The 21,587-nt window shown below is 44.6% G+C and carries 24 protein-coding genes; 20 read left to right on the forward strand and 4 right to left on the reverse strand.

All coding sequences use genetic code 11. The features are described from left to right. Positions 1-9: 9 nt before the first annotated feature. Positions 10-1,014, forward strand: a complete 1,005-nt coding sequence (locus VC188_RS04460; RefSeq protein WP_323483160.1) for a galactitol-1-phosphate 5-dehydrogenase — start codon at positions 10-12, stop codon at positions 1,012-1,014. Between the two features lie 20 nt (positions 1,015-1,034). Continuing rightward, positions 1,035-2,183, forward strand: coding sequence for an iron-containing alcohol dehydrogenase (locus VC188_RS04465; RefSeq protein WP_216265154.1), 1,149 nt, complete (start codon positions 1,035-1,037; stop codon positions 2,181-2,183). Here the strand turns inward: VC188_RS04465 and VC188_RS04470 are convergent. Further along, complete coding sequence (locus VC188_RS04470; RefSeq protein WP_216265153.1) at positions 2,178-3,053, reverse strand: LysR family transcriptional regulator; 876 nt, start codon at positions 3,051-3,053, stop codon at positions 2,178-2,180. The genes VC188_RS04465 and VC188_RS04470 overlap by 6 nt on opposite strands. A gap of 82 nt (positions 3,054-3,135) precedes the next feature. On the opposite strand from VC188_RS04470, the gene VC188_RS04475 reads away from it, so the two are divergent. The 7 genes from VC188_RS04475 to VC188_RS04505 are packed head-to-tail and all read left to right on the forward strand — an operon-like array spanning position 3,136 to position 8,548. Next, entirely contained in the window at positions 3,136-3,867 is a 732-nt protein-coding gene (locus VC188_RS04475) for a succinate dehydrogenase/fumarate reductase iron-sulfur subunit (RefSeq protein ID WP_323483161.1), read from the forward strand. Then, a complete protein-coding gene (locus VC188_RS04480; RefSeq protein WP_216190991.1) occupies positions 3,864-4,214 on the forward strand; it encodes a succinate dehydrogenase in 351 nt (116 codons plus the stop codon). Before VC188_RS04475 ends, VC188_RS04480 begins: the two co-directional genes overlap by 4 nt. Beyond that, positions 4,211-4,570, forward strand: coding sequence for a succinate dehydrogenase, cytochrome b556 subunit (gene sdhC, locus VC188_RS04485; RefSeq protein ID WP_216190992.1), 360 nt, complete (start codon positions 4,211-4,213; stop codon positions 4,568-4,570). The genes VC188_RS04480 and sdhC overlap by 4 nt, the downstream gene beginning before the upstream one ends. 10 nt (positions 4,571-4,580) lie before the next feature. Beyond that, positions 4,581-5,456, forward strand: a complete 876-nt coding sequence (locus VC188_RS04490; RefSeq protein WP_323483162.1) for a fumarate hydratase — start codon at positions 4,581-4,583, stop codon at positions 5,454-5,456. A gap of 11 nt (positions 5,457-5,467) precedes the next feature. After that, entirely contained in the window at positions 5,468-6,079 is a 612-nt protein-coding gene (locus VC188_RS04495) for a fumarate hydratase C-terminal domain-containing protein (protein ID WP_216190994.1), read from the forward strand. Next, positions 6,076-7,797 carry an L-aspartate oxidase gene (locus VC188_RS04500; protein ID WP_323483163.1) on the forward strand — a complete coding sequence of 574 codons (1,722 nt, stop codon included), beginning with the start codon at positions 6,076-6,078 and terminating at the stop codon, positions 7,795-7,797. Before VC188_RS04495 ends, VC188_RS04500 begins: the two co-directional genes overlap by 4 nt. 40 nt (positions 7,798-7,837) lie before the next feature. Next, positions 7,838-8,548, forward strand: a complete 711-nt coding sequence (locus tag VC188_RS04505) for a sulfite exporter TauE/SafE family protein (RefSeq protein WP_323483164.1) — start codon at positions 7,838-7,840, stop codon at positions 8,546-8,548. A gap of 50 nt (positions 8,549-8,598) precedes the next feature. Here VC188_RS04505 and VC188_RS04510 read toward each other — a convergent pair whose 3' ends face one another. Beyond that, on the reverse strand, positions 8,599-9,585 hold the full coding sequence (locus VC188_RS04510; protein ID WP_323483165.1) for a tripartite tricarboxylate transporter substrate binding protein: 987 nt from the start codon (positions 9,583-9,585) through the stop codon (positions 8,599-8,601). 202 nt (positions 9,586-9,787) lie between these two features. Between VC188_RS04510 and VC188_RS04515 the strand changes: the two genes are divergently transcribed. The 8 genes from VC188_RS04515 to VC188_RS04550 all read left to right on the forward strand — a co-directional run bounded on the left by VC188_RS04515 (position 9,788) and on the right by VC188_RS04550 (position 16,859). After that, a complete protein-coding gene (locus tag VC188_RS04515; RefSeq protein WP_323483166.1) occupies positions 9,788-10,717 on the forward strand; it encodes a hydroxyacid dehydrogenase in 930 nt (309 codons plus the stop codon). Position 10,718: 1 nt separating this feature from the next. Beyond that, positions 10,719-11,726, forward strand: a complete 1,008-nt coding sequence (locus VC188_RS04520; RefSeq protein WP_323483167.1) for an Ldh family oxidoreductase — start codon at positions 10,719-10,721, stop codon at positions 11,724-11,726. Between the two features lie 33 nt (positions 11,727-11,759). Then, positions 11,760-12,041, forward strand: coding sequence for a flagellar biosynthesis protein FlgA (locus VC188_RS04525; RefSeq protein ID WP_215321663.1), 282 nt, complete (start codon positions 11,760-11,762; stop codon positions 12,039-12,041). A gap of 41 nt (positions 12,042-12,082) precedes the next feature. After that, entirely contained in the window at positions 12,083-13,255 is a 1,173-nt protein-coding gene (locus tag VC188_RS04530; RefSeq protein ID WP_323483168.1) for a UxaA family hydrolase, read from the forward strand. A gap of 10 nt (positions 13,256-13,265) precedes the next feature. Next, the gene (locus tag VC188_RS04535) at positions 13,266-13,985 is read left to right on the forward strand and encodes a GntR family transcriptional regulator (protein ID WP_215321664.1); all 720 of its coding nucleotides are present in this window, start codon (positions 13,266-13,268) and stop codon (positions 13,983-13,985) included. Positions 13,986-14,026: 41 nt separating this feature from the next. After that, positions 14,027-14,983 (forward strand): YeiH family protein, encoded by a 957-nt coding sequence (locus VC188_RS04540; protein ID WP_323483175.1) that lies wholly within the window; start codon positions 14,027-14,029, stop codon positions 14,981-14,983. 90 nt (positions 14,984-15,073) lie between these two features. Next, positions 15,074-16,333 carry a sulfite dehydrogenase gene (gene soxC / locus VC188_RS04545; RefSeq protein ID WP_215321665.1) on the forward strand — a complete coding sequence of 420 codons (1,260 nt, stop codon included), beginning with the start codon at positions 15,074-15,076 and terminating at the stop codon, positions 16,331-16,333. Beyond that, on the forward strand, positions 16,323-16,859 hold the full coding sequence (locus VC188_RS04550) for a cytochrome c (protein WP_323483169.1): 537 nt from the start codon (positions 16,323-16,325) through the stop codon (positions 16,857-16,859). Before soxC ends, VC188_RS04550 begins: the two co-directional genes overlap by 11 nt. A 291-nt stretch (positions 16,860-17,150) precedes the next feature. Here VC188_RS04550 and VC188_RS04555 read toward each other — a convergent pair whose 3' ends face one another. Beyond that, positions 17,151-17,927 carry a ferredoxin--NADP reductase gene (locus VC188_RS04555; protein WP_215321668.1) on the reverse strand — a complete coding sequence of 259 codons (777 nt, stop codon included), beginning with the start codon at positions 17,925-17,927 and terminating at the stop codon, positions 17,151-17,153. A 167-nt stretch (positions 17,928-18,094) separates the two neighbouring features. On the opposite strand from VC188_RS04555, the gene VC188_RS04560 reads away from it, so the two are divergent. From VC188_RS04560 to VC188_RS04570, 3 genes are all read left to right on the forward strand, one after another. Further along, on the forward strand, positions 18,095-18,577 hold the full coding sequence (locus tag VC188_RS04560; RefSeq protein ID WP_323483170.1) for a disulfide bond formation protein B: 483 nt from the start codon (positions 18,095-18,097) through the stop codon (positions 18,575-18,577). A 109-nt stretch (positions 18,578-18,686) separates the two neighbouring features. Continuing rightward, the gene (cysK, locus tag VC188_RS04565; protein WP_216191011.1) at positions 18,687-19,658 is read left to right on the forward strand and encodes a cysteine synthase A; all 972 of its coding nucleotides are present in this window, start codon (positions 18,687-18,689) and stop codon (positions 19,656-19,658) included. Between the two features lie 60 nt (positions 19,659-19,718). After that, positions 19,719-21,410 (forward strand): amidohydrolase, encoded by a 1,692-nt coding sequence (locus VC188_RS04570; RefSeq protein ID WP_323483171.1) that lies wholly within the window; start codon positions 19,719-19,721, stop codon positions 21,408-21,410. An 81-nt stretch (positions 21,411-21,491) separates the two neighbouring features. Here the strand turns inward: VC188_RS04570 and VC188_RS04575 are convergent. After that, on the reverse strand, positions 21,492-21,587 hold a 96-nt coding region (locus VC188_RS04575; protein ID WP_216217816.1), incomplete at its 5' end, for an IS3 family transposase.

Here is a 21,587-nt window from a genome sequence, read left to right on the forward strand (position 1 = left end):
ATCGTAATTATGAAAGCCTTGGTCTATACACAGCCAAATGAAATGCAGATCTTAGATCGTCCTTATCCTTCGCTGGATGCTGAGGAGGTGGTGCTCAAGATTGAGTCAGTAGGTATTTGTGGTAGTGATATGCATGCCTTTCATGGCCATGACCCAAGAAGAAAACCAGGTTTAGTTTTAGGGCATGAATTTGCTGGAATCATTGCTGATACAAGCTCTTCGCTTTTCACTAAGGGGCAGAGAGTTACAGGCAATCCATTGATTACTTGTGGCTACTGCGAATATTGTCTACAGGGAAGAAATAATTTGTGCGCCAATCGTACCATGGTGGGAATGACAAGACCGGGAGCTTTTGCTGAATATATGAGTATTCCTGCGAGTTCACTAATTGCCATACCCGAAGGTCTTAGTCTGGATGCCGCTGCATTGACTGAGCCAGCAGCCACTGCTGTTCATGCAATTAACTTATCAATGCAAGCCCTTCAAAGACCCATTCAAGAATGTCGTGTTTTGATATTGGGTGGTGGCGCTATAGGAATGCTTTCTGCGCTGCTCTTGAAGCATTATGGTGTTGATGATTTAACGGTTGCCGAAGTAAACCCATTGCGCAGAAAAGCTATTGAGGAACATGTTGGCTGCAAGACACTCAATCCCATAGACGAAAAAATTACCGAGAATTCTGTTGAGTTTGTGATGGATTGCGTTGGTGCTGTGGTTACTCGTAACACTGCACTGGCTGCCGTAAAGCCGGGCGGTGTGATGATGCATGTAGGTCTTCAGGATTGGGCTAGCGAAATTGATATGAGGAAGCTTACGCTTGCTGAAATCACACTGCTTGGAACCTACACCTACTCCACGGTTGATCTTCAAGCCACCGTCAATTTACTCGCTCGCAATGCCTTTGGCGACTTGTCTTGGGTAGAAAAGCGGTCTTTAGATAATGGGCCTCAGGCCTTTAGTGACTTACATGCCGGAAAAACAGCTGGTGCAAAAGTTCTCCTAAAACCGTTTTAAATATTCACGGGTTACTCAGTATGCAATTTGTCTTTCATTCCACGCCTTCTATTTTTTTAGAAAGAGGCGGCTCAGCCAATCTTGCAAAAAAAATTCTGGAACGAGGCGGCAAATCTGTCTTAATTGTTACGGACCCCGGCGTTCTTTCTGCGGGCTTGCTAGATAAAGCGCTGCCCCAATTTAAAGAGTTAAAGCTCCCATTTCAGATTTTTTCCGATGTTGAGGCGGATCCTCCGGTTCTTGTAATTAATCAAGCGGTGAAGGTGGCGCAGGACTGTAAAGCAGATTTCATTGTGGGCTTTGGTGGCGGTAGCTCGATGGATGTAGCAAAGCTTGTTGCTTTGTTAAGTCCTGGTACTGAAAATCTTGCCGACATATACGGTATTGGAATGGCCAAAGGACCAAGATTGCCCTTGATTCTGGTGCCTACAACTGCTGGTACAGGTTCTGAGGTAACTCAAAGCTCTGTAGTAACTGTTAGTGAAAGTGAAAAGAAGGGTGTTCTCTCGCCACATCTATTGCCAGATTTGGCGATATTGGATGCAGAGTTAACGCTTGGCTTGCCGGCCCACGTAACAGCTGCTACTGGAATAGACGCGATGGTTCATGCTATTGAGGCATATACAACTAAGCATCAAAAAAATCCCATATCTGATTGCGTAGCCAAAGAGGCGCTGCGTTTGCTATCAGGCAATCTTCATAAAGCCGTTAACTCTGGAAGCGATATTGTTGCGCGTGAAAATATGTTGCTCGGTGCCTGTCTAGGAGGTATGGCATTTACCAACGCGCCAGTAGCAGGAGTTCATGCATTGGCATATCCGATTGGGGCAAGATTTCATGTGCCTCATGGCTTGTCCAACTCCTTAATGTTGGCACCCGTAATTCGCTTTAACATTGAAGTTGCACATTCTATGTACGCAGAACTCGGGCAGATTATTAAGCCAGGTCTAAAGGGAACAACCATCGAGCAGGCAAATGGATTGGCCGATTATCTAGGTGGACTTGCTGGGGAGCTTGGATTGCCACAGCATTTAGTCGAGGTCGGTATTACGGAGAATGACTTAGACCAATTAGCTAGGGATGCCATGTTGCAAACCCGCCTCCTAAAAAACAGTCCACGTGAGATCACACTGAGTGATGCTGCTGCCCTATATCGAGAAGCGCTATAGAGTCGATAAAAATTGCTGCTTAATTAGTTGAGTAACATTTTGCCGGCTGTGTTTCTTCCGCTCTAATAAGCCCACTTTTCTGTAGATAGCCTTGCCGGATAAATCTCTAATTGATAGTTGTCGATCATTTTCCCAGGCAATATTTGCAAGCTTTGGGACTATTGAGTAGCCAAGCCCTTGTCGCACTAATTCAATAATCGCTTCAACAGAGTTAAGCTCCATTCCCTCTTGAATGGATAGCTTATTGGCTTTAATGGTTTGATCTACAAGGTGGCCTGTCCAAGTATTTCTTTCGAAACGAATGAAGGGAAGCTTAGGCTCAAATTGCGCTAAGCTTGCATTGCGTTTTGATAGAGATGCTGGCGTAATCAAGATCATCGGCTCTTTGTATAGCTCGGTCCATTGGACGTTTTGCGGTAATGCATATGGAGACTCTGTGACAATTGCTGCATCCAAGCTGCCATCTAAAACCTGATCTAGGAAGTTGCTCGATAAACCAGCAATTAATTTCACTTCAAGGCTGGGGAAGCTCTGTTTTAGTTCATTTAAAGTTTTACCGAATGCGCCCATCAGGGTGGATACGAGTGCTCCCAAAACAATAGTGCCGCTAAGATCTGATTTTAGATCCGAGCCAAGAGTCTCGTAACGAGCCACAATTTCTTGGATAGGCTCAATTAAAGATCTGCCGTGCGCATTTAGTGTAAGAGACCGCTTAGTCCGATCAAATAGCTCAAGGCCAATTTCTTTTTCTAGTTGTTGTAATTGCTGGCCAGCGGCAGCAGCAGTAAGACCAATTTCCCTGGCTGCTGCAGCAACACTCTTATGACGAGTGATTGAAAGGAAGTTTTTGAGGGTTTTGATGCTAGACATAGGTTTTATTATAAATAAATACTTTATCTCAAAGAAAAATTAATTCGATTTATTTTTTACTATTCGTCAATATAATAGATTCATGTCAAATACTGATCTCAAAGTAAGGGTGTGGCGCGGCTCCCAGGAGGGCGAGTTTGTTGAATACCTCGTGCCTCGCAACCCAAATCAAACGGTTTTGGATGTGGTTACCTATATTCAGAGGAAGCTTGATTCCACCTTGAGTTATCGCTTTGCTTGTCGGGTAGGTATGTGCGGCTCCTGCGCTATGACTGTTAATGGCGTGGCTCGCTGGACTTGTCGTACGCACGTCTCTCAAATTCTTCAGGGTGATTCATTACAGATCGCCCCCTTGAATAACTTGCCCGTCATTAAAGATCTTGCAACTGATATGCGAGAGTTTTTTAATAAGTGGAAAGGTGCAGTTGGATTCTTTAAAGGCAATCAAACCCGCCATGATGATTTTGCTAAGGTCGAACCAAATTCTGTAGAGCGTCAGTTAGCTAATGCAGGAATTGAATGTATTGGTTGTGGTGTTTGTTATGCCTCTTGTGAGGTTGTAGAGTCTAGGCCAAATTATCTGGGTCCGGCTGCATTAAATCGCGCCTGGACACTAACGAATGATGTAAGGGATATTCAGCAAGTTGAGCGTATGCGTGCCGTAGCAGGCGATGCTGGCTGCCATGCATGTCATACACAAGGCTCTTGCACAGAGCGTTGTCCGAAGGCTATTGAGCCGACAGCAAGCATTGCCGGCCTGAAAAAGTTGGTGGCAAAGGCTGCTGTCCGCGGAAGTAGATGGGGCAAGTTATGAGTACGGGCATCCTGCAGGCAAAGCTTTGGTATGCACAAAGAATTAGTGCTATGGTGCTTGGACTTTGTGTAGCGATTCACTTACTGATCATTTTTTACGCCATTAGAGGTGGCTTAAGTGCTCAAGAGATATTAGGCCGCACTCAAGGCAACGTCCTATTTGCCATTTTTTATGAAGTGTTTGTTATTGCCTGTTTTGTACATGCGCCAATCGGCGTTGCGAATATTTTGCAGGAGACTTATCCTAACAGTGGGTTAGCTAGGCCCGTATCTTGGATTCTGGCTTTGCTAATTTTGGTTCTTGGTACTCTAGCAGTCATTGGGGTATTTACAGGGGGTCAGTCATGAACTCCAGGCCCAAATTGGATTACCGTGCTAAAAGTCACTTGTCTTATTTCGCATATGTATGCCATCGCTTTTCTGGTCTGTTATTGGCATGCTTTATTCCACTACACTTTTTAATGCTCTCTCAATCCTTGCGAGGTGCACAGGGCTTTGAAAAATCCTTAGCTTTAACGGATTTCTGGGTATTTAAGTTTGGAGAGTGGGTTCTTGTGATTTTGCTAGCCGTTCATTTGGCTGGTGGAATACGTCTTCTGATGATTGAGTTTGGCCCTTGGAAGGGTTTACGCAAGGGTTGGATACAGCTCTCTATCTTGTTCGCTATTGCTTGTGGACTTTTATTTTTATATTTTGCTAATTGATTAGGCTGATATGCAATTACAAATGAATTTAGTGGAAGAGGCTTGTAAAGAGCTCTACATTCGCGCTCTGAAGGTTTTGCCTGATGATATTAAGGCCGGCATTAATAGATTGGATAAGACTGAGACAGATTCGCGCGCTCAAGTGGTCTTGAAGACCATGATTACCAATATCACTGTAGCCGAGCGCGAAGACAATCTTCTTTGCCAAGATACGGGTCTACCGATTTATAACGTGAAGATTGGTGCCAATGTGCAATTTGATGGCATGGCATTAAAGGCGGCTATTCGCAAGGGTTGTGAGCGTGCCACTAAAGAGTATCCACTGAGATCCTCGGTGGTACATCCGATTACTCGTAAAAATAATCACACCTCTTGTGGAATTGATATGCCGGCCATTCATATTGATTTTTTTGATGAAGCAGAATCAGTCGAAATTGAAATGGTGCCAAAGGGAAGTGGCTCGGAGAATAATTCCTTTTTAAAAATGGCGATCCCTGCAGATGGCATTAAGGGAGTTAAAGCATTTGTGATAGAGAGTGTCGTCTCTGCTGGGGGTAAGACTTGCCCGCCAACGATTGTGGGTGTTGGCATTGGCGGCACATCAGATCAATGCGTTGCTATGGCAAAACGAGCGGCAACCCGTGAGTTAGGTAGTGTTTGCAGTGATGAAGAGGGTGCCAAGCTGGAGAAAGAGCTTAGTGCTGCTGTTAACCAACTTGGAATTGGTCCACAAGGGCTCGGCGGCGATGGAACTGCGTTTGCAGTGCAAGTTGAGCTAGCTCATACTCACATTACTTTGAATCCTGTTGCAGTCAATATGCAATGTCACTCAGCTCGTAGAGCACGCGCAACTTTTACGCCTGCTGGCGTAACCTACGGATTCTAGGAAGACGACGGATGGCACATTACAACCTAGCAACACCCGTAAGTGAAGAAGATATTCGCAAACTTCGCATTAACGATACCGTGACTTTGCAAACTACTTTATTTGGCATTCGCGATGCGACTCAGATCCATATGTTTGACCATGATCGTAAAACGCGATTTGATTTGAATGGCCATGCAGTTATTCATACAGCTCCAAATGTTCGTAAGGTGCCGGTAAGTGATAAGTTTCCTGCGGGATATGAGCCTATCTGCATTGGCACGACTACATCGGATCGTATGGAGCGCTTTACTCTTCCATTGATGACTCAAAACGGTGTGCGCATGATTGTGGGCAAAGGCGGTATGCGCGAGGGCTCGGCAGAGGCATTTAAAGAGTTAGGCGGTGTTTACTTGGCTATTATTGGTGGCACTGCGGCCCTGGAGACAACCTGGATCGAGCAGATTGAAGATGTGGATATGGATGATCTCAATCCAGAGTCTTTATGGCGCTTCAGGATTAAGGATTTTGGTCCATTGCTGGTGGCAATGGATAGTCATGGTGGAAGTATCTATCAAGAAGTAAAAAGTGATGTTGCCAACAAAAAAGAAGCGGTGCTAAAAAGTCTTGGGATTACTTCATGAACACGATCCCAATAATAGATACCGATATTTTGATTTTGGGGTCAGGAGGTGCCGGCCTCTTTGCGGCTTTGCACGCACATCAGGCGAACCCTAGTTTAAATATCACGATTGCAGTTAAAGGATTATTAGGAAAGTGTGGCTGTACTCGGATGGTGCAGGGTGGTTACAACGTGGCTCTGGCAGAAGGTGATTCTGTTGAGCGACATTTTATGGATACGATTGAGGGCGGTAAATGGCTCTCCGATCAAGATCTAGCCTGGACGCTAGTTAGCAAAGCGGTTGAGCGTATTCACGAACTAGAAAATGAATTAGGTTGCTTTTTTGACCGCAATCCTGACGGCACAGTTCATCAAAAAGCGTTTGCTGGTCAAACTTTTGACCGCACTGTTCATAAGGGTGACCTAACGGGCATTGAGATTATCAATCGTCTCGCCGAACAAGTTTGGTCTCGCGGAATCAATCGACTTGAAGAGCATCGCGCGATTGAGTTGATTCATAGTCAAGATGGAAAATCACTTGCAGGTGTATTGATGCTTGATATGCAGACGGGTAAGTTTGTATTAGTGCGCGCTAAGGCTGTACTGCTTGCAACTGGGGGTGGTCCAACCATGTATAAGTACCACACACCGTCTGGCGATAAGAGTTGCGATGGTTTAGCCATGGCATTACGGGCCGGCCTAACATTGCGTGATATGGAGATGGTCCAGTTTCATCCTACCGGTTTATTGGCGGGGCCTGGCACTCGGATGACGGGAACAGTGCTGGAAGAAGGTTTGCGTGGCGCTGGTGGGTATTTATTGAATGGTAATCAAGAGCGCTTTATGGGCAATTACGATCCACGTAATGAGCGCGCTACCAGAGATATTGTTTCTCGATCGATTAATTCGGAAATTCGCGCAGGGCGCGCTACTCCGAATGGTGGTGTTTATATTCAAATGAGCCATTTAGGCCCCGATAATGTACGTAAGCAATTTAAAGGTATGGTTGAGCGTTGCGCTGATAGTGGATTTGATCTTGCAAATGATTTGGTAGAGGTTGTCCCAACTGCGCATTACATGATGGGCGGCTTAGTTTTCAGGAAAGATTGCAGCACGGATCTTCCGGGTCTATTTGCAGCCGGTGAAGATACAGGTGGCGTACATGGCGCCAACCGCTTGGGCGGTAATGGTGTTGCTAATTCAACAGTATTTGGCGGAATTGCAGGGGAGGCAATGGCTCATTGGGTTTCCTCTCAACAGCTAAGCGCCTGTAATATGGATGAGGTCGCGGCAAGTATTGAGGCGCATGAAGCACCATTGAAAAAAGCGGCTGGTGATATTGAAGCAGTCCGCGAGGCGCTTGCAGAATGTATGTGGGATGACGTTGGTATTTCGAGAACAAAAGATTGCTTATTACGCGCACGTCAAACCTTAAAGCAGTTGGCTGCCCAGTTAAATCAAATGGGTGTGGGCGACATTCAGCGGGAATATAGCAATACTTGGCAAGATTGGATGAATTTACAAAACCTGATTTTGGTGAGTCAGGCTGTCACTGAGGCAGCTATTGCTAGGGAGAATTCTAGAGGCGCTCATTATCGGGATGACTTTCCAGAGCCGGGATCACTTGAAGACTCCTATTTCACTGCAGTTAATTTCAACTGCCAAGAGTTAAAGATTGAAAATCGTCCTGTTCAATTTACGATGATTAAGCCGGGTCAAACTATCTTAGTCGAGGCTTAATATTTTTGATCTGATCGACCCCATCCAGTTTGGAATAGCGATGCTGGTGATTTTTGTTGCATATTTCATTTTTGGCATCTCAGGATTCGGGTCATCAATCATTTCTGTACCACTACTGGTTCAGATATTTCCATTAAAAACAGTGGTCCCAATGATGGTCATTATTGATATCTGCGCCTCCTTATATGTCGGCAGAAAATCATCTCAAGATGCCAATCTCAAGGAGCTTAAATGGCTGTTCCCATTTAGCCTAATTGGCATGGTTCTAGGAATTTATTTGTTGGTCAAAGCACCAAGTGAGCCGCTATTAATCACATTAGGTTGCTTTGCTGCGATTAATGGAGCTCGGGTCCTGTGGCAGAGAAATTCAGAAATGCATGAGCCAATTAATAAATGGTGGGCAGCGCCATTTGGATTTTTTGGCGGTACCTTTACTGCCTTATTTGCTACTGGTGGGCCGATCTATGTGTCCTACTTAGGTCTGCGAATAAATGATCCCAGGGCATTGCGTGCCACCATGGCATTTGCAATATTTATGCTGACTTTTTTGCGCCTGACTTTGATGCTGGTGACTGGTTTGATTCTGAGTTGGCCTGTTGTTGGCTTAGCAATTTGTTTAATGCCAGCAACCTTTTTAGGAATTTGGTTAGGCACTCATGTTCATGCCAAATTAAGTAATGCCGCCATGAGAGTCGCTTATGGATCAATTCTAATTTTTGCTGGAACGATGCTGTTGACTCGTCAGCTTTAAAACAAAAAAGCGAAGTTTTTGACTTCGCTTTTTTGGGATGGTGCAATATCTTATTGGGCACTAATATTTCTGCCCTTAATCACTTTCTCCCAGGCCACTGATTCGGCTTTCACTTGGGATTCAAATTCCTTCTGATTATTGACTACTGCAGTGAGTCCGTTTAAATCTAAGCTAGTTCGTAATGCTTCTGAATTTACGGCTTTAACAGTGGCTACATAAATCTTATCGGTGATCACTTTTGGAGTGTTTGCTGGAGCAACTAATCCAAACCATCCAGTAGATTCAAATCCAGGTATGGCTGACTCAGCAACAGTAGGCACATCAGGCAATTGTTTAGAGCGCTTTAAGCTGGTAACTGCTAAGGGCTTAATTTGACCTGCCTTCGCAAAACCTGCCGCTGCTGTTAAGTTGCCCACCATAAAGTCAATTTGACCAGCAACCAGATCATTAAGTGCTGCTGATTCGCCCTTATAAGGCACGTGTGTAGCAGGAATTCCTGCTGTGTAGGTAAAGTTTTCCTCGGCCATATGAACCTGGCTGCCAATACCTGCTGAGCCAAAGTTCAGATCTTTAGTTTTGGCATAAGCAATGAATTCAGCGATATTCTTTACGGGAATCTTATTGCTAACGGATAAGAGCATGGGTCCACTTGCTACGTTGGTAATGTAGACAAAGTCCTTGGCATAGTTAACCGGCAATTTCTTATAGAGCGATGGATTTACCGTAAGCATGCTGCCCGAAGCAAGCATGATGGTATATCCGTCAGCAGCTGACTGAGCAACATATTCAGCCGCTATATTTCCACCAGCGCCAGGCTTATTTTCAACAATCACGTTTTGACCAAGATCTTTTGTCAGTTGCTGAGCTAGTAGGCGCCCGAGTATATCGGTAGTACCTCCAGCAGCAAAAGGAATGACAAGTTTTATGGGTTTTGTTGGCCAGTTTTGCGCATTCGCCAAAGGTGAGGCTAGCAGTGCTAGTGAGCCTGCAATTAATAGAAATTTTTTCCCTAGCTTGCTGATATCTTGCTTAAACATGCTTACTATCTCCGATGTTAATTTGATCTCAATATCTTATCTGCATATGCATCTAAAAAATGGTGCGATCTCTATTTGTTAGTTATAAGCTTATGTATTTCTAGTGTCTCCTCCAGCCATTGCCTGATGCAATCTTATTCATAATCGCACCACACAATAAATGGGTCTTGCAAGATATCTAAATCATCTATATGATTTAGATATGTCATATATTTTGATCTCCGAGTTCATCACAAGTCAAGCCCTAGAAACCCTGCGTTCTAAACATGCATTGGTTTATGAGCCAGAGCTATATAAAGACCGTCCAGCCCTTATTGCTGCGCTGCAAAATATCGAGGGGTTGATTGTTCGCAACCTTACCCAGGTGAATGAAGAGATTTTGGCTGGCGCGCCACACTTGAAGGTAGTGGGTCGACTCGGAGTCGGTCTTGAGAATATTGAATTGCCTGCTTGTGCCAAACGCAATATCAAGGTTTTTCCTGCGACAGGCGCCAATTCTGAGTCTGTAGCTGAGTACGTTGTAGGTGCTGCGGTTGCATTAACTAGAGGGTTTATTCCGGCAACAATTTCAACTTTGAATGGCGAGTGGCCTCGCTCACGTTTCTCTAGTTACCATGAGTTTTTGGGTAAGACTATTGGGATCGTTGGTTTTGGAAGCATAGGCAGAGTGGTGGCTAAAAAAGCACATGCTTTTGGTTTGCAGTGTCTTGCTTATGACCCAATGCTATCTGGAGAATCTGTTGAGCTTGATGGGTTCACAGTACCTTTGCTCTCTTTACATGACCTGCTTGGAAAAAGTGATGCGGTCACTTTGCACCTTCCATTTCTGCCAGAAACAAAGAACTTATTTAATGCTTCAATTCTCGATCAAATGAAGTCCGGTGCATGCCTGGTTAATACTGCGCGTGGTGGCATTGTTGATGAGAGGGCGCTTGCAGAACGCTTGCGCTCTGGGCGTCTAGGTGGAGCAGCGATTGATGTGTTTGAGAGTGAACCGGCAAAAGATTTAAATCACTTTGCTGGAATTGAAAATCTCATTCTTACCCCTCATATTGCAGGCGTGACTCATGAGAGTAATGAGCGCGTTAGTCAAATGATTGCTGATGAAGTTAATCAGTTTTTAGGAGCATAAGATGAATTTGTCTTATCAAAAGATGGTTGAGCTAGCCTCATCTGGATTGCAGGCAGCAGGCATTGGAGAAAAAGCAGCCTTTGAGACTGCGCAATTTCTAGCTCTAGCTGAGCTTGACGGATTGGCTTCTCATGGACTGGCGCGTGTTTCTCAGTATGCTGGGCATGCTAAAAATGGTCGAATTGAGTTATCACCAAAAGTGAAGGTGCGACCTTATAAGGCATCTGCTGCATTGGTGGATGCGTGTGATGGTCTCGCATTTCCGGCGTTACGATTTGCTACTGACTTATCTGTGAATTTAGCCTCTAAGACTGGAGTGGGCCTTGTTGCCGTTACCAACAGCCATCACTTTGGGGTTGCTGGACACTTTGCTGAAGCAGCAGCGCGCGCTGGTTATATCTCTTTACTGTTTGGCAATACACCAGCAGCTATGCCAATGATTGGTGGCAGCAAAGCGCTATTTGGTACTAACCCATTGGCCGCAGCATTTCCGGTTGTTAATCGTGACCCGTTAGTAATTGATATGTCGCTCTCCGCAGTGGCTCGAGGCAAATTGTTGGTTGCCGCTAAAAAAGGTGAATCTATTCCAGAAGGCTGGGCATTAACTGTTGAAGGCAAACCAACGACTGATCCAAATGAGGGGCTCAAGGGATTGATGGTTCCTTTAGGCGGTGATAAAGGTGCCTTGCTCGCGTTAATTATTGAGTTGCTAGTGGTTGGTCTATCCGGAAGCCGTTTTTCCTACGAGGCAGATTCCTTTTTTGATGCCAAAGGTAATCGTCCGCGTATCGGCCAACTTTTGCTAACTATTGATCCAGGCTTGGCAGGTAGTCAGGTATTTGTAAAGAAGATGCAAGAGCTCTTAAAAACCATGGCATCCGATTCGGGAACCCGTGTTCCAGGGCAAAGACGTTTTAAACAGCGAGCTTCAGGCTTTAAAGAGGGTGTGAATGTTTCTGATGTAGTCGTAGAAGAAATTCGGGCTGGCATCCGCCAGTCATGGAGTTAGCAGTCAATCAATGGGATTAATGAGGAGAAGATAATGATCCATTTTGTCGTGCATGAGCCAGGAGATGGCGTAGGTGTAGTAGTTGTTGAAGGCGTAAAAGCTGGAGACGATTTAATTGGTTGGGTGATGGACGGAGATTTAACGCTCAATATGAAATCTGAGAGTGATATTCCAATCGGTCACAAAATCTCATTAAATGAATTTAAGTCAGGCGATACGGTGATGAAGTATGGCGTGGACATCGGCAAGGTTGTAGCTCCCATCAAAAAAGGTGAGCACCTTCATGTCCAAAACGTAAAAACTAAGCGCTGGTAATCCAGACTCTTATTCACCCATTCATTTAGAAAGAAAACAAGATGATTAATTTGAAAGACGCGAGCTTCATGGGTTACCGCCGTGAAAATGGCCGCATGGGAATTCGTAATCACGTATTAATTTTGCCTTTAGATGATTTGTCCAATGCAGCTTGCGAAGCTGTGGCAAACAACATCAAAGGAACTCAGGCTATTCCTCACTCATATGGACGCCTGCAGTTTGGTGCCGACTTGGATCTACACTTTCGCACCTTGATTGGTACGGGTTCTAATCCAAACGTAGCCGCTGTAGTGGTAATCGGTATTGAACCGCAATGGACAAAAATTGTAGTGGATGGCATTAAAGCTTCCGGTAAGCCAGTTGAAGGTTTCTGGATTGAGGGTAATGGCGATACAGCTACGATTGCTTCTGCTAGCAAAGCTGCATACAAAATGATGAAGCATGCCTCTAAGCAAAAGCGGGTTAAAGCACCTTTATCTGAATTATGGGTATCTACCAAGTGCGGTGAGTCTGATACAACATCTGGTTGCGGTGCTAACCCAACCGTTGGTGATGCATTTGACAAGCTCTATGGCATTGGTTCTACCTTGGTTTTCGGTGAGACTACAGAGTTAACAGGTGGCGAGCATTTGGTTGAAGCACGTTGCCGCACTCCAGAAGTAAAGAAAAAGTTCCGCGAAATGTTTGATCGTTATCAGGATGTTATTGAGCGCCATAAAACAAGCGACTTATCTGACTCACAGCCAACTAAAGGCAATATTGCCGGCGGATTGACTACGATTGAAGAAAAAGCCTTGGGCAATATTCAGAAGATCGGTAAGAAATGTATCGTTGATAGCGTCCTAGATAAGGGTGAAGAGCCTAAGATCCCAGGCTTGCACTTTATGGATTCCTCATCAGCTGCTGCTGAAATGGTGACCTTGTGTGCTGCCGCTGGATTTGCTGCTCACTTCTTCCCAACAGGGCAAGGCAACGTGATCGGTAATGCAATTCTTCCCGTGATTAAGATTTGCGCTAATCCGAAAACAGTTCGTACGATGGGTGAGCACATTGACGTTGATGTGTCTGGACTCTTGCGTCGTGAAGAGAATATGGATGATGCTGGTAATAAACTATTAGAGTGCCTTGTGCGTACGGCTGATGGTGAATTAACTGCTTCTGAAATTCTCGGCCACCGTGAATTCGTATTAACTCGTTTATACGAATCAGCATAAGTATTAAAGTATGAAGTCCCTGACCGCTTATCAAGAGGTAAAGCAAAAGATCACCGAGGATCTGGTCAGGGGTCGATACCCTATGGGGCAGGCCTTGCCTGCTGAAAAGGATCTATCGAAAGAACTAGATGTATCTATAGGAACCCTGCGTAAAGCGGTGGACGAGTTAGTTGCTGAAGGTATTGTGGTTCGTCGCCAAGGCAGGGGTACCTATGTTGCTGAGCATGATCTCAAGCGTTTGTTGTATTACTTTTTCCACGTTGTAAAACATAATGCCGATAAAAAGAGTCACCCCAGGGTTGATCTTGTTTCTTTAACGAGTGCTGTTGCAAATAAAGAAGAGGCTAGTAAGCTTGCAATTAAGGAAGGTGCAGCAGTATGGCGTCTAGTCAATTGCCTTTACTTAGAAAATAAATGTGTGATGATTGACCAGATCACACTTGATAAGAAACGCTTTCAGAAACTCACACGGGCTGATTACATCAATCGTGAGGGAAGTATCTATCAGCTGTATCAAATGAAATATGGACAGACCGTAGTTCGTAGTAGCGAACGTTTAAGAGCGGGGCTTGCAAGCAAGCAGCATGCTGAGTGGCTTGATATCAAGCCAGACTCACCAGTTTTAATTATCAGAAGGATTGCGTTAGGAATTCAGGATGAGCCCTTAGAGTGGCGTGTCTCCACACTGAATACCGAACACCATGAATACTTTAGCGAATTAGTGGTCTAGCACTTATGTACAACGCAAGTAAGCGCAATTTACCAGGGTTAATGGTCTGTTTGGTGATAGCTATGTCCACCAGCTTTCTCTCGGAAAACTATGGTGGGCCACAACTTTTATATGCGTTGTTATTGGGCCTTTCACTTCATTTTCTTTATTTAAATGAGACCGTGAAGCCAGGCATTGACTTCTGCGCAAAGACTATTTTGCGTTTGGGAGTTGCATTTTTAGGCATCCGAATTACCTTTGCTGATATTAGTGCGATAGGACTGAATACCGGTTTTATGGTGATTGTGGCCGTTGTATTAACTGTTTTCCTTGGATTTTTGCTCGCTAAACTTTTGAAACTATCCCCAGATTTTGGATTGATAGCGGGTGGGTCGGTTGGCATATGTGGCGCTTCTGCTGCTCTTGCAGTTGCCTCGGTGTTACCAAAGTCAAAAGAAAATGAGCAATTTACTTTGCTAGTTGTAGTTGGCGTCACTGTGTTGTCGACGATTGCGATGGTGATATATCCTTTTGCATTACAGATGCTCAATGTTGGGGCGCTTTCAGCGGGGATCTTTTTGGGCGCTACCATTCATGATGTGGCTCAGGTAGTTGCTGCGGGGATGCTTTTTGGTCCTGAGGCGGGCGATGTGGCAACTGTAGTTAAGTTATTTAGAGTGGCTCTATTGCTCCCAGTAGTTTTAGTGATTTCTATTTTCTTTGGCGCTCAAAAATCTACCAATAAGTTAGGTTGGAGTAGCCTACGATTAATTCCAACATTTTTATTGGGTTTTGTAGCGCTTTCTATTGTGGCCTCAATGCAAATATTGCCGGCTACTATCACCCATCAAATTGGCGGAGTATCACGCTGGATGTTAGTCATAGCAATTGCGGCCGCTGGATTGAAAACCAATTTCCAAGAGCTGGCAAAGCTAGGTTGGCAGCCGGTATTAATGTTGGTAATTGAAACCCTATTTATTGCTATTTTTGGACTCGTATTTATCTTGTATGCATCCTAGGCTGAAAAGAAATAGCATTTCTTTATGCATTGGCTGTATGCTTTAAAAAAATATAAGCTAATCAGTGCGTATAACGGAGGCAAAGCATTTATGTCTAAAAGGGATGTATTTTCTAATCGCCGTCAATTCTTAAAATCATCCGTTGTGGCAGGTGCTAGCGTGGGTGGCGTAATAAGCGCCTCTTCTGCTTCCGCTCAAAATCAAGAGGCTGGTTTTTTAGAAGTAGATCCTTGGACTAAAACCCAAGGCTCTACTTTTGTTAACCCCCCTTATGGTTTGCCATCTAAATATGAAAAGAATGTGGTGCGACTTCTTCCTTCGCCAGCGCCAACCTTCCTAACTGGCTCAAGAACCCCCTTGCAGAGTCTGCATGGAATTATTACCCCTAATGGCTTGGTCTTTGAGCGCCACCATGCAGGAGTTCCAGATATTAATCCCGACCTCCATAAGCTCGTGGTTCATGGAATGGTCGATCGTCCAATGATCTTCTCCATGGATGATATTCTTCGGTTTCCATCTGAGTCCAGAGTCTATTTTCTTGAGTGCTCTGGCAACAGTGCGGCCGAGCTCAAAAAGGGTAGCAATCAAACAGTTCAGCAAATTCATGGATTGGTGTCTTGCTGCGAGTGGACTGGTGTTCGTTTATCTACAATTTTGCAAGAGTGTGGTGTGCAATCTGGGGCTAAGTGGGCATTGGCTGAAGGTGCCGATGGCGCAGCGATGACTCGCAGCATTCCAATAAATAAGATGATGGACGATGCCTTATTAGTCTACGCTCAAAATGGTGAGATGTTACGCGCAGAGCAGGGCTATCCTTTGAGATTATTTTTGCCTGGATATGAAGGCAATATGAGTATTAAGTGGCTACGCAGAATTAAATTTGGCACTGAGCCTTGGCAAACCCGTGAAGAAACTGCCGCTTATACCGATTTGCGAGCAGATGGTAAGGCGCTGCAATTTACTTTTGCAATGGAGGTTAAGTCTGTCATTACACAACCCTCAGGGATGATGAAGCTGAAATCTAAAGGTTTTTATGAAATCTCCGGTTTTGCATGGTCTGGTAATGGAAAAATTCGACGTGTTGAGGTTTCAACGGATGGCGGTAATTCGTGGAGAGAGGCAGTATTGCAGGAGCCGGTGATGGATAAATCTCTGGTGCGGTTCCGTTTTCCTTGGGTATGGGATGGTGCCCCAGCAACATTAATGAGTAGGGCAATAGATTCAAGCGGTGAGGTGCAGCCTTCGATGGATGCTGTTATCGCGGCTAAGAGTGCGAATACTTTTTATCACAATAACGCTATACAACCCTGGCGTGTTGCTGCCAATGGAGAGGTGACTAATGGCCGCTAATAAATTTATTAAGCTGAGCCTTTCTTTGATCTCTATTGGCATAGTGCTTGGTTGTGTCAGCGGCAATCATGTGGCTGGCCCAGTAGGTCTTGGTAGGCCAATTTCTGAAAATCAAATTCGGGCATGGGATATCGATATTGATCCAAGTGGATCAGGTTTGCCCCCTGGCTCAGGCACTGCAATTATTGGAGAAAAGTTGTATCAGCAACAGTGCGCATCTTGTCATGGAGATCAAGGGCAGGGTGGGCCGGCTAATCGTCTTGTGGGTGGTGGCGCATTGAATACGGATAAGCCTGTAAAGACTGTGGGAAGTTTTTGGCCTTATTCAACCACTATCTTTGACTATGTCAAAAGAGCGATGCCACATCAATCGCCACAATCTTTGACCGACGACCAAGTGTATGCAGCTACCGCTTATATTCTTTATCTCAATAAGATCATTGCAAAAGATGCGGTGATGGATGCTAAGACTTTGCCTTTGGTAAAAATGCCCAATAAGGATGGATTCATTCCTGTTGAGCGTTGAATGTTAATGATGTATTAGGCAAAAGAGTTAGAAAACTCTTCCATTTTAATTGTGGTCATTAAAAAGAGAATGCGCCTTTGAAAACTTTTGCGCTCTTCAATTTGGTCATGGGATAGGCGATCATGCTCTCTTAGGAGGCTAGTAATAATTGGGTTGTAGTGTTCGCGTATGGGGGACATCTCAGTTCCTTGGTAAATATCTCGTTAGAGACAATGTACTAAGGGGTCTATATATCCACAAGGAATATATGGCGATATCTAAATTACTTCTAGATATATAGAAGTGAGTTGATTACTTCTCTACGAAAGCACGTTCATAGACGTAGTCACCCATCTGGCCAAGGCTTGGGGAAACCTTGAACCCCTTGGCATCCAGCATCTCGGAAGTTTCTTTGAGCATGGATGGGCTGCCGCAAATCATGGCGCGATCCACTGCTGGATCGAGTGGCGGAAGGCCAATATCTTTAAAGAGTTGGCCAGATTCAATTGCAGTCGTTAGGCGACCAGTGTGTTTGAATGCTTCGCGTGTCACTGTTGGGTAGTAGATCAGTTTTTCACGAATGAGTTCACCCAAGAATTCATCTTTAGTGAGTTCGTCGCGGATGTAATCAGCATAAGCTAATTCACTGACTAGACGAACACCGTGAATGAGAACAACCTTCTCAAACTTTTCGTATGTTTCTGGATCGCGAATGATGCTCATAAACGGAGCTAAGCCGGTGCCGGTACTAAATAGGTAGAGATGTTTTCCTGGATTTAGATCATCCAATACCAAAGTACCAACAGACTTTTCGCTTACTAGGATTGGATCTCCAACTTGAATCTTTTGTAGTCGTGATGTCAATGGACCATCTTGAACTTTAATACTCAAAAATTCTAAATGCTCTTCATAGTTCGGGCTGGCAACGCTATAGGCACGCACCAAAGGTTTGCCTTCAACCTCTAGACCAATCATCAAGAAGTGGCCGCTTCTAAAGCGCAGGCCTTTATTGCGGGTGGTCGTAAAGCTAAAGAGGGTGTCGTTCCAATGGTGAACGGTGAGAACGGTTTCGGTATTGTATGCGGCCATAAATGCGTATGAATTGGTAGATAGCAAAAGGATAATTATCCCATTCTTGAGGCTCTAATTTGAGGTTAAACCCCCAAAAATAGGACTCAGTAGTGATATAGATCAGACTTTTAGTAATAAAGCGCTAGTTTAAAGATGTTCAGTAGCTCATTGACTATCATCTAGTAATGAAAAGAACTCAGTACCTATTCCTGTCTATTTTTAGTTTGAGCTTGGTGATATTTGCTGTCATTTTGCAGCAGGTTGGATACCAAAATGTCAATTTTTTGCCCTGCCCTTTATGTGTTTTGCAGAGGATTGGCTATCTTGGGGTCGCTATTTCATGCCTATTAGCAGCCGGCATTCCAATATTGAGAAAGTTATTTCATGGCTTAGCCATGCTTGCTGCGGGGTATGGTGTGGCGGTAGCTGGCCATCATGTATGGCTTTTATCTCACCCTGCCGAATCTTGTGGAATAGATCCCTTGGAGCTATGGATCAACCAGTTGCAGGTGGCTAATAAGCTGCCTTGGCTATTTAAGGCCGATGGATTGTGCTCTGCAAAGCTCCCGGCAATTCTTGGTCTGCAAGTTCCAGAGTGGTCTTTGGTTTGGTTCGCGATATTGCTGCTGGTTTTGCTAATCACCTTCTTTAAGAAGTCACAAGCTTAATATTCCATAGAATTATTAGTGCTTAACTAATAACTATGCCTTCTTTTACAAGTATTGTTTTAACACTTAAGATCTCTATCAAGCTCATTTTTTGTAACAAGGAATCCTGATGACTTACTTTACCGATAACTCCCAAACCATTGGCAAGACGCCGTTAGTTCGTTTAAATCGCGTAACCGATGGTGCTAAAGCAACTGTGCTTGCCAAAATTGAGGGTCGCAATCCGGCTTATTCGGTGAAGTGTCGTATCGGTGTGGCCATGATTAATGATGCGCAAGAACAAGGTATTTTGGGGCCTGGTAAAGAGTTGGTTGAGCCAACTAGCGGCAATACTGGCATTGCTTTGGCTTTTGTAGCGGCATCTCGCGGCATCCCTTTGACATTGACCATGCCAGAGACCATGAGTATTGAGCGCCGCAAGTTGCTTACGGCTTTGGGTGCAAAGATTGTCCTGACCGAAGGCCCTAAAGGCATGAATGGCGCGGTTGCTAAGGCTAAAGAGATTGCAGAGTCAGACCCCAAATACGTCTTACTACAGCAATTTAGTAATCCCTCGAATCCAGCGATTCATGAAAAGACCACTGGCCCAGAAATCTGGGAAGATACTGATGGCAAGATTGATGTGTTTGTAGCGGGTGTTGGAACTGGCGGAACCATTTCAGGTGTTGCCCGTTATATTAAGAACACTAAGAAGAAAAACATTGAGGTGGTTGCTGTTGAGCCAACCTCAAGCCCGGTTATCACGCAAAAACTGAATGGCGAAGAAATCAAGCCTGCCCCACACAAGATTCAGGGAATTGGTGCCGGCTTTATTCCAGAGAATCTGGATTTATCGGTGGTTGATAAAGTTGAGCAGGTGAGCAATGAAGAGGCTATAGAATTTGCCCGCCGTATTGCTAAAGAAGAGGGTATTTTGGTAGGCATATCCTGCGGTGCTGCAGCTGCAGTGGCGGTTCGTTTGGCTAAGAAGCCTGAATACGCGGGTAAAACAATCGTGGTGGTGCTTCCAGATACAGCTGAGCGTTACTTAAGCTCTGCCTTATTCGAGGGAATGTTTGACGAAAAAGGCTTGCCTACCTAAGCGGCTCACTCAATATTACTGTCGGTAGGCTCTTTAGTCTGAATGGTTTATAAAGAGATTATGAAAAATACTTATAAGTTTTTTGCTCTCCTTTTAACCACATTTTCATTAGCTTCCGCCGCTAATGTCAGTGTCCCCACCGTTTACTTCAACGGGGACATCCTCACGATGGAGGGGGACACCCCCAAGTATGTTGAGGCGGTTGTTGTCAAAGACAACAAGATTACCTATACCGGCGACGTGCGCGAAGCCTTGACTCAGGCTGGATCCAATGCCGCCCTGCAAGATTTAAAAGGGCACACCTTATTGCCTGGCTTTATTGACACTTGGGGCCACTTTGCATTAATCGCCCAAGATACGCTCGGCGTCAATCTTGCCTACTTCTCTAGAAATCCTCCGCAGACTAGAGCCCAGTTAATTAACAGGCTGCGTTCAGAGGCGAAAGTATTTAATGGTTGGATTGTTGGTACAGGTTACGCTGAAGCAATGCTTTCTGATGGTGGATTAACAATCGCGGATCTTGATGTAGCATTTCCAAACCAAGCGGTGTTGCTGGAGAATATCTCTACGCTGACTGGCATGGTGAATTCTGCTGGCCTAAAGAAGTTAGGAATTACAAAAGCCACTAAAGCTGTATCTGGGTTTATTCCGGTGAACCCTAAAACTGGTCAACTCACAGGTGAATTGATTGGCATGCCTTATTTGGAGGCGGTTGCTAAAGCGGTTGGTAAGTATTCACAAGAGCTGACGTTTGAAACTTACCGCAAAGCCGAGAAGATCTATGTCTCCAATGGTTTTACAACGGCACAAAGTTACGAAGCCAGTATTGCGGATATGCACAATATGCGCTTAGCTATCGATAGAAAAATTGTCACTATCGATTTAATTGCTTTACCAACTTTCGATATCGTCGATCAAATGTTGGCTTCTAATCCAAATACCCAGTTTGGCGTTTATAGCCACGGAGATGGAGGATTTAAAGTTGCCGGAATTCAGGTGCCAACGGATGGAGCGCCGCAACTGCGTTTGGCCTACTTTACCAAGCCCTATCTTGATACCACAGGCTTTCCAAAAGATTGGCGTGGCTTTGCCTACTACCCACAAGCCTTGTTTGATAAGTACACCAAGATGGCTTACGAGAAAAATATTCAATACTTTGGATATAGCAATGGTGATGCTGGCATTGATATGACTCTAGCTGCTTTAAGTAAAACGATTGCGGAGACTGGCATCACAGAAGATCGTCGTACCGTGATTGCCCATTCTTTCTTTGCGCGCGATGATCAGTTAGATGATTACAAGAAGAAAAATATTATGGCGGTAATGATGCCAAACGATACCTGGTTATATGGTGATGTTTATAACAAGGTCTTAGGTGGTGAAAGAGCGGCTAATTTAAGCCCTGCGAATAGCGCTAATGCAAAAGGTATAACACTTGCTCTACATAATGACACTCCTTCATCCGGCCCGAATGTGCTCTTTTCGGTTTGGAGTGCCGTGAATCGTAAGACATTCTCTGGTGCAGTGTTGGGGCCTGAACAGCGGATTACTCCGTATTTGGCTCTACAGGGCTTTACTCGCAATGCAGCCTATCAATACAAGGAGGAGCTCAGCAAGGGATCGCTAGCACCAGGAAAGCTGGCTGATTTAGTAATTCTTGATCAAAACCCCTTAAAGGTTGCGCCAGATGATATTAAGAATATACAGGTCCTTAAAACCATTAAAGGCGGCGTTGAGGTCTATGGCAATTAAGTGATTGCTTGTATGGCAGTAAAAAAGAAGTTAAAAAAAGAGAGGTAGTTTGAACTGACCCACAAAAGTTGGACAGTTTAATTAGGTTACCAGAAGGGATTGAGTTCGGTATTGCACCGGGCTTAATCCCTTTAGTTTTTGCTTGATTCGATCATGGTTGTAGTAATGGATATATTC

Origin of the sequence: Polynucleobacter sp. MG-28-Ekke-A2 (genome assembly GCF_035012985.1) — a bacterium.
Taxonomy (GTDB): Bacteria; Pseudomonadota; Gammaproteobacteria; order Burkholderiales; family Burkholderiaceae; genus Polynucleobacter.

Excerpts from the sequence above, each read along its gene's own strand:
- VC188_RS04460 (WP_323483160.1), top strand. The coding sequence starts at position 10 with ATGAAAGCCTTGGTCTATACACAGCCAAATGAAATGCAGATCTTAGAT.
- VC188_RS04465 (WP_216265154.1), top strand. The coding sequence starts at position 1,035 with ATGCAATTTGTCTTTCATTCCACGCCTTCTATTTTTTTAGAAAGAGGC.
- VC188_RS04470 (WP_216265153.1), bottom strand. The coding sequence starts at position 3,053 with ATGTCTAGCATCAAAACCCTCAAAAACTTCCTTTCAATCACTCGTCAT.
- VC188_RS04475 (WP_323483161.1), top strand. The coding sequence starts at position 3,136 with ATGTCAAATACTGATCTCAAAGTAAGGGTGTGGCGCGGCTCCCAGGAG.
- VC188_RS04480 (WP_216190991.1), top strand. The coding sequence starts at position 3,864 with ATGAGTACGGGCATCCTGCAGGCAAAGCTTTGGTATGCACAAAGAATT.
- sdhC (WP_216190992.1), top strand. The coding sequence starts at position 4,211 with ATGAACTCCAGGCCCAAATTGGATTACCGTGCTAAAAGTCACTTGTCT.
- VC188_RS04490 (WP_323483162.1), top strand. The coding sequence starts at position 4,581 with ATGCAATTACAAATGAATTTAGTGGAAGAGGCTTGTAAAGAGCTCTAC.
- VC188_RS04495 (WP_216190994.1), top strand. The coding sequence starts at position 5,468 with ATGGCACATTACAACCTAGCAACACCCGTAAGTGAAGAAGATATTCGC.
- VC188_RS04500 (WP_323483163.1), top strand. The coding sequence starts at position 6,076 with ATGAACACGATCCCAATAATAGATACCGATATTTTGATTTTGGGGTCA.
- VC188_RS04505 (WP_323483164.1), top strand. The coding sequence starts at position 7,838 with ATGCTGGTGATTTTTGTTGCATATTTCATTTTTGGCATCTCAGGATTC.
- VC188_RS04510 (WP_323483165.1), bottom strand. The coding sequence starts at position 9,585 with ATGTTTAAGCAAGATATCAGCAAGCTAGGGAAAAAATTTCTATTAATT.
- VC188_RS04515 (WP_323483166.1), top strand. The coding sequence starts at position 9,788 with ATGTCATATATTTTGATCTCCGAGTTCATCACAAGTCAAGCCCTAGAA.
- VC188_RS04520 (WP_323483167.1), top strand. The coding sequence starts at position 10,719 with ATGAATTTGTCTTATCAAAAGATGGTTGAGCTAGCCTCATCTGGATTG.
- VC188_RS04525 (WP_215321663.1), top strand. The coding sequence starts at position 11,760 with ATGATCCATTTTGTCGTGCATGAGCCAGGAGATGGCGTAGGTGTAGTA.
- VC188_RS04530 (WP_323483168.1), top strand. The coding sequence starts at position 12,083 with ATGATTAATTTGAAAGACGCGAGCTTCATGGGTTACCGCCGTGAAAAT.
- VC188_RS04535 (WP_215321664.1), top strand. The coding sequence starts at position 13,266 with ATGAAGTCCCTGACCGCTTATCAAGAGGTAAAGCAAAAGATCACCGAG.
- VC188_RS04540 (WP_323483175.1), top strand. The coding sequence starts at position 14,027 with ATGGTCTGTTTGGTGATAGCTATGTCCACCAGCTTTCTCTCGGAAAAC.
- soxC (WP_215321665.1), top strand. The coding sequence starts at position 15,074 with ATGTCTAAAAGGGATGTATTTTCTAATCGCCGTCAATTCTTAAAATCA.
- VC188_RS04550 (WP_323483169.1), top strand. The coding sequence starts at position 16,323 with ATGGCCGCTAATAAATTTATTAAGCTGAGCCTTTCTTTGATCTCTATT.
- VC188_RS04555 (WP_215321668.1), bottom strand. The coding sequence starts at position 17,927 with ATGGCCGCATACAATACCGAAACCGTTCTCACCGTTCACCATTGGAAC.
- VC188_RS04560 (WP_323483170.1), top strand. The coding sequence starts at position 18,095 with ATGAAAAGAACTCAGTACCTATTCCTGTCTATTTTTAGTTTGAGCTTG.
- cysK (WP_216191011.1), top strand. The coding sequence starts at position 18,687 with ATGACTTACTTTACCGATAACTCCCAAACCATTGGCAAGACGCCGTTA.
- VC188_RS04570 (WP_323483171.1), top strand. The coding sequence starts at position 19,719 with ATGAAAAATACTTATAAGTTTTTTGCTCTCCTTTTAACCACATTTTCA.